This is a genomic window from Streptomyces chengmaiensis (assembly GCF_029846775.1).
Classification (GTDB): domain Bacteria; phylum Actinomycetota; class Actinomycetes; order Streptomycetales; family Streptomycetaceae; genus Streptomyces; species Streptomyces chengmaiensis.
The window spans coordinates 46,151-51,508 of record NZ_JARWBG010000009.1; the positions used below are offsets into that span (position 1 = coordinate 46,151).

The 5,358-nt window shown below is 72.3% G+C and carries 8 protein-coding genes; 5 read left to right on the forward strand and 3 right to left on the reverse strand.

Going from position 1 to position 5,358, the window contains the following annotated elements:
* Positions 1 to 363 carry a DUF1304 domain-containing protein gene (locus QCN29_RS10465; protein WP_279927531.1) on the reverse strand — a complete coding sequence of 121 codons (363 nt, stop codon included), beginning with the start codon at positions 361 to 363 and terminating at the stop codon, positions 1 to 3.
* Between the two features lie 171 nt (positions 364 to 534).
* Positions 535 to 1,236 (reverse strand): serine hydrolase, encoded by a 702-nt coding sequence (locus QCN29_RS10470; protein WP_318036704.1) that lies wholly within the window; start codon positions 1,234 to 1,236, stop codon positions 535 to 537.
* On the opposite strand from QCN29_RS10470, the gene QCN29_RS10475 reads away from it, so the two are divergent.
* A complete protein-coding gene (locus QCN29_RS10475; protein WP_279927532.1) occupies positions 1,235 to 1,477 on the forward strand; it encodes a TetR/AcrR family transcriptional regulator C-terminal domain-containing protein in 243 nt (80 codons plus the stop codon). The genes QCN29_RS10470 and QCN29_RS10475 overlap by 2 nt on opposite strands.
* A 118-nt stretch (positions 1,478 to 1,595) precedes the next feature.
* The gene (locus QCN29_RS10480; protein WP_240136170.1) at positions 1,596 to 1,790 is read left to right on the forward strand and encodes an MbtH family protein; all 195 of its coding nucleotides are present in this window, start codon (positions 1,596 to 1,598) and stop codon (positions 1,788 to 1,790) included.
* A gap of 20 nt (positions 1,791 to 1,810) precedes the next feature.
* Here the strand turns inward: QCN29_RS10480 and QCN29_RS10485 are convergent, their stop codons facing one another.
* Positions 1,811 to 2,827: a helix-turn-helix transcriptional regulator gene (locus tag QCN29_RS10485; RefSeq protein WP_279927533.1), complete on the reverse strand. Its 1,017-nt coding sequence runs from the start codon at positions 2,825 to 2,827 to the stop codon at positions 1,811 to 1,813.
* Positions 2,828 to 3,077: 250 nt separating this feature from the next.
* Between QCN29_RS10485 and QCN29_RS10490 the strand changes: the two genes are divergently transcribed.
* The 3 genes from QCN29_RS10490 to QCN29_RS10500 all read left to right on the forward strand — a co-directional run bounded on the left by QCN29_RS10490 (position 3,078) and on the right by QCN29_RS10500 (position 5,303).
* Complete coding sequence (locus QCN29_RS10490) at positions 3,078 to 3,254, forward strand: hypothetical protein (protein ID WP_279927535.1); 177 nt, start codon at positions 3,078 to 3,080, stop codon at positions 3,252 to 3,254.
* 39 nt (positions 3,255 to 3,293) lie between these two features.
* On the forward strand, positions 3,294 to 4,202 hold the full coding sequence (locus QCN29_RS10495) for a LysR family transcriptional regulator (protein WP_279927537.1): 909 nt from the start codon (positions 3,294 to 3,296) through the stop codon (positions 4,200 to 4,202).
* Positions 4,203 to 4,574: 372 nt separating this feature from the next.
* Positions 4,575 to 5,303, forward strand: coding sequence for an NADPH-dependent FMN reductase (locus QCN29_RS10500; RefSeq protein ID WP_279927538.1), 729 nt, complete (start codon positions 4,575 to 4,577; stop codon positions 5,301 to 5,303).
* Positions 5,304 to 5,358 lie beyond the last annotated feature (55 nt).

Sequence of the window (5,358 nt, forward strand, 5' to 3'; positions counted from 1 at the left end):
TCACCGGGCCAGCAGGACGGCGGCGAGCGCCAGAGCCCCGGGCAGCGCCTGCGCGACGAGGATGCGCCGGTTCGCGGTGAACCCGCCGTACAGCCCGGCGACGACCACGCAGGCGAGGAAGAAGACCTGGACCCGGAATCCGGTCGGGTCCCCTGCGATCAGGCCCCACACCAGTCCGGCCGCCAGGAACCCGTTGTAGAGGCCCTGGTTGGCTGCCAGCGGGGCGGTGGCGCGGGCCAGGGCCGCGTCGAAGCCGGAGAGTTCACGGCCCGGCTTCTTCTCCCACAGGAACATCTCCAGAACCAGGATGTACAGGTGCAGTGCGGCCACCAGGCCGACCAGCACATTCGCAGTCGTCTGCATCGGATACCCACGCCCTCGATCTCATAGACAGATGTCCAGGTTACATGGACACCTGTCCAGGATCTACCGCTGGCACGCAGGCCGACGCCCGAGCCTCGGGCTGAGCGCTCACCCCGAGGGGCCCGCCCCGCCGCACCAGGCCGCGGGCGGGTCTCCTCGCACACCCCGGGATCAGGCGACCTTCGGCGCCGCCCGCATGCCGATGTACACGCATCCCGTGCCGTCTGCGAGCGTGGAGAACACCACCGGCATCCAGTCCGCGCTGTACGCCCCGGAGCCCGGCCCCGCGAACACCTGCGGCGCGACGGGCACGAGGTCCATCTCCAGCGGCGGCGAGAAGTCCTTCATCCCGCCGACGAACTCGTACACCAGACGCCCCGCGCCTTGCTGCTCGCTGACGGTGATGCGCACGCCCTCCCGCTCGTATACCCCGGTCAGCGGAGCGAGGTCCACGGCGGGCGGCTGCGCGGGCGGCCCGAACGGCTCCGGCATCCGCACCCCGGCCAGTTCGCGCAGCAGCTCGCCGAACAGCTCCTCGTACAGCCGTCGTGCGTCGCCGCCGTTGGTGAGCAGCACCACCACGACGCCCGCCTCAGGCGCCACCCGGAGGAAGCCGTGCTGTCCGATCGACGCCCCGTCATGCCCAAAGCCCGGCGCGCCGAACCAGTCGTAGAGGGTCCAGCCCAGACCCCAGCCGTCCGCGCTGACCGTCCACTTGTCGGGCACGTCGACCTCGCGGCGCTGCATCGCGCGGACGCCGCTGTGAGCGAGCAGTCGGGCGCCGTCCTCGGCGAGGCCGCCGTCGAGGTGCATCTTCGCAAGCCGTATGACGTCCCCGGCGGCGGCGACGCTCATCGCGTATGTCACGGGCATGGCGACGAGCGAGGCCGCCTGGCTGACGGTTCTGGCCCGCAGCGGCCAGGACGAGCAGGAGTGGGTGGAGCAGCTGTGGCCCGCGGCGGAACAGGCCGCCCTGGCCTACCCCCGTCTGCGCGAGAGCTATGCGCAGCAGCGGGGCAAGGACCCCCGGGCCGCCCGGGAGAGGGATTTCCAGTACGGGCTGGAGCGGGTGCTGGACGGCCTGGAGACCCGCCTGCGGTCAGAGCGGTCCTGAGATGTAATCGAAGGAATCGATCCGGGCGTTCGGGACCTTCCATGGGGTCGGCCTTGCGCCGGACGCGCGCGGCGACCCAGCCTTGGGACGTTGTCCAAGTCATCCCTGGAGGTGGGGCGTGGTCCGGAACGACGACGTCGACCGATTCGTCGTGGTGCTCAACGGCGAGGAGCAGTACTCGATCTGGGCGGAGGGCAGGGAACTGCCCGCCGGCTGGCGGGAGGCCGGGTTCTCGGGGACCAGGCAGGAGTGCCTCGCGCACGTGGACGACGTCTGGACCGACATGCGTCCGCTGAGCGCCCGCGGCGCATAGCGCTCAGCACCCGCTCGTCGTCACAGGTCCCTGGGCAGCCAGCCCCGCTGGACCGCTCGCACCCCCGCTTCGAACCTGCTCCGCGCGCCCAGGCGCTCCATCAGGACCGTCGCTATCCGGCGTGCGGTCCGGTGGGAGAGGCCCAGGCGCTTGGCTATGCCCTCGTCCGTGTGGCCCTCGGCGAGCAGGCGCAGAGCGGCGGCCTCCTGACGGTCGAGTTCGTCCCCGCCGCCCCGGCGGGACGTCTGCCCCAGGGGCTGCGCCGTCTCCCACACCACCTCGAACAGGGTGCACAGCGCTGTGAGCGGTCCCTGCCCCGTCAGGACGACGGCGCCTTGGGCGCTGTCCTCGCTGTCGACCGGGACGACCGCCGCCTCCCGGTCGATGAGGGTCAGCCGGATCGGAAGGGTGGCGACCGTGCGGACCTGGCCGCCCAGTTCGGTCAGCCAGCGGGCGTGCGCGACCGTCGCGGGGTCGTTGCGCACACTGTCCAGGTAGACCGTCCGCATGGCCACGCCACGCCCCAGCAGCCACTCGTTGAGCGGACGGGCGGCCATCATGTTCGCCTCGGTCTGCGCTCCGCCCGGGGCGAAGGCCATCACCTCCCGCTCCACGGTCTCGGACAGGGCGGCGAGCCGGGCGCGCACCTGCGCCACGTCCGGGAGGTGCTCCACCGCGACCGGGCAGTTGGGGGCCTGCAACTCGGCGTACTCGGTGAGGAGCCGGGAGGCGGTGGCCCGTGCCGCGGAGATGCGCTGGCGGTTCCTGGCCAGCTCCGCCTGCAACTGGGCGAGCCGGTAGTCGAAGCCGAGTTCGGGACTGATCGGCCGGGGTGTGTGCGGGCTTCCGGAGGCCGACGGCACTGCCTGCGGGAACTGGATCAGCGACAGCTCGGCCAGCCGGTCCCAGGCCCCTCGGACGCTCTCCTCCGAGGCCCCCAGATGCCGGGCGAGCGCCGCGGCGTCATCGCGGGGCCGGGCGAGCATCGCCCGGTAGACCGCCTCGGTGAAAGCATCCAGTCCCAGCAGTTCCAGCATGAGGGCCCCCGTCCTCCAGTCCGCCGATGCGTGAGCGTGCGCGGTGCGAAGACCGGGCGCGGGAGGCTGGAAGCGATCCCCTGGCCCCATGGCCTGATTGGGCCAAGGCCCAATGGGGCCAACCGTTCTCCCTTCTCACACGCCTCACGTGCGGCGATGCTAATGCGCGGCGGACGACCCCGCCAAAGCCAAAAGGATTCACCGCAGCTGCCGTCCCCACCGGGGAACCGGTACCGGAAGGATGTACGTCATGCTCCGCGCACGTGTCGCCAAGGCCGCCGCACTCACCGCCCTCGCCGCCGCGACGCTCGTCGTGCCCGCCGCCGCCGCCGTCGCCGCGCCGCTGCCCGGCGCTCAGATCGCCCTGCCGCAGGCGGACTCCGAGCCGGAGTCGCCGGCCGCGGAGGGCGACATGGGATGGCAGTGAGCCACGGGGAGTGAACCATGGGGGAACACGGGGGACCATATGGACTTACGACAGCTGACCACTTTCCACCGCGTCGGGACACTGCTGAGCTTCACCCGGGCCGCGTCCGAGCTGAACTACGCCCAGTCGAGTGTGACCGCCCAGGTCAAGAGCCTGGAAGTGAGCCTGGGAGTGGAGCTCTTCGAGCGCCTGCGCGGCCGGATCAGGCTCACACCCGCCGGGGAGCGGCTCATTCCGTACGCGGAACGGATTCTCTCGCTCGTCGACGAGGCCCGTGACGAGACGACCGGATGGTCCGAGCCCTCCGGACCGCTCACCGTCGGCGCCGTGGAGAGCCTGACCTCGTACCGGATGCCGCCGGTCCTGGAGTTCTTCCACCACAGGTATCCGCTGCTCCAGCTCGCCCTGCGGCCGGGCTCCTGCGCACAGACCTGCGAGGCGCTGCGTCAGGGCACCCTCGACATGGGGTTCTTCATGGAGGCGGAGACCGACTTCGCCGGAGTGCGGGCGGAAGTGCTGGGGCCGGAACGGCTGGTGGCGGTCGCGGCCGCCGGGCACCGGCTCGCCGGGCTGCCGCTCGTGACCACGCGGGACCTGCGGACGACGCACGTCCTGGCGCCCGAGACCGGCTGCTCCTACCGGGCGCTGCTGGAGGCGGAGTTGGCCGGCGCGGCCGGGGCGTCTGCCGTGCCGCTGCTGGAGTTCGGCACCATAGAGTCGATCAAGCGCGGTGTCGCCGCCGGACTGGGGGTCGGCGTGCTGCCCGAGATCGCGGTGGCAGACGCCGTCGCGGCCGGGACGCTGGCGGTGCTCGACTGGCAGCCGCCGTTCGAGGTGTACACGCAGATCGCCTGGCGGCGCGGCCGGCAGGTCACCCGCGAGATGCGGGCCTTCATCGACGAGACGGCCCGGTTCATGTCACAGGACCGGCTGGCGCTGGCCGGGTAGAGGGAGCGGGCTCCGTCACCGGGGACGGGGCCCCGTGACGGCCGGCGGACGGGGCTTGATCTACGAGGGCTCCGCCCCCGGACCTCTGCTGCTCAAGCGCCCGGAGGGGCTGGAGAGTCCAGCCCGTCCGGCGTTTGAGGACACGGCCTTCAGGCCGTACGGGGGGCTGGGGGCTTGCCCCCCGGTTTCGGGAAGGGGCGGGCCCCCGATCTCTCCCGGGCCGCCCCGGCGAGGGGTTGCTCACCGGCCATCGGAATCGCCGATGGCCCGCATCGGAATCACCGTCAGCGGAACGTTGACCAAGGAGTTTTCCGTGGCCAAGGCTGTGGGCGGTCCTGGATGACGGGACCGCACACGACAACGGGGGTCGTCATGCAGAAGTCCGTCAAGGTGGTGGGGATCGGAGGGTCCTCGCGGCCCGGCTCCACGGTGGAGCGGGCCCTGCGGCTTGTGCTGGGCGAGGCGGCGCGGCTGGGGGCGGAGGTCAGCCTGGTGGGCGGCGCCGAACTGGAGCTGCCCCTGTTCGACCCGCGGACCGCGGCCGGACGGCGGCCCGCGGCGCGCAGACTGCTGGCGGAGGTTGCCGCGGCGGACGGAGTCGTCCTCGCGAGCCCCGCGTACCACGGAACGGTGTCCGGGCTGCTGAAGAACGCGCTGGATCACCTGGAGCAGCTGCGCGACGACGTACGGCCGTATATGAGCGGGCGCGCCGTCGGCTGTGTGGCCGTGGGGCAGGGCTGGCAGGGAGCTGTGACCACACTGGGCGCGCTGCGCGACGCGGCGCACGCGCTGCGCGGCTGGAACACCCCGCTGGGCGTGGCCGTGAGCACCGCCGCGGCGCGTTTCACGGAGGCCGGGGAGTGCGACGACCGGCATATCCGGGACCAGCTGACCACGATGGCCGCGCAGGTGGTGGACTTCGCCCGGGCGCAGCACGCCCTGCGTGCACAGGACGTGCACGCACAGGACGCCCGGACACAGGACCCCCACGCGCAGAACGGGCACGCGCAGAACGGGCACGCACAGGACGGCCTCCCGGCGGACCACGCCCTCGGGGACCGCCTCCCCGGCCGCCCCGCCGCCGTCGCCCCGGTTCGATAACCCCCGTCATTCGACTTCACCGACCCCGCGTACGAGGCTCGGCAGGGAACTCACG

Excerpts from the sequence above, each read along its gene's own strand:
- QCN29_RS10495 (WP_279927537.1), top strand. The coding sequence starts at position 3,294 with ATGGACTTACGACAGCTGACCACTTTCCACCGCGTCGGGACACTGCTG.
- QCN29_RS10485 (WP_279927533.1), bottom strand. The coding sequence starts at position 2,827 with ATGCTGGAACTGCTGGGACTGGATGCTTTCACCGAGGCGGTCTACCGG.
- QCN29_RS10470 (WP_318036704.1), bottom strand. The coding sequence starts at position 1,236 with ATGCCCGTGACATACGCGATGAGCGTCGCCGCCGCCGGGGACGTCATA.
- QCN29_RS10475 (WP_279927532.1), top strand. The coding sequence starts at position 1,235 with ATGGCGACGAGCGAGGCCGCCTGGCTGACGGTTCTGGCCCGCAGCGGC.
- QCN29_RS10465 (WP_279927531.1), bottom strand. The coding sequence starts at position 363 with ATGCAGACGACTGCGAATGTGCTGGTCGGCCTGGTGGCCGCACTGCAC.
- QCN29_RS10490 (WP_279927535.1), top strand. The coding sequence starts at position 3,078 with ATGCTCCGCGCACGTGTCGCCAAGGCCGCCGCACTCACCGCCCTCGCC.
- QCN29_RS10500 (WP_279927538.1), top strand. The coding sequence starts at position 4,575 with ATGCAGAAGTCCGTCAAGGTGGTGGGGATCGGAGGGTCCTCGCGGCCC.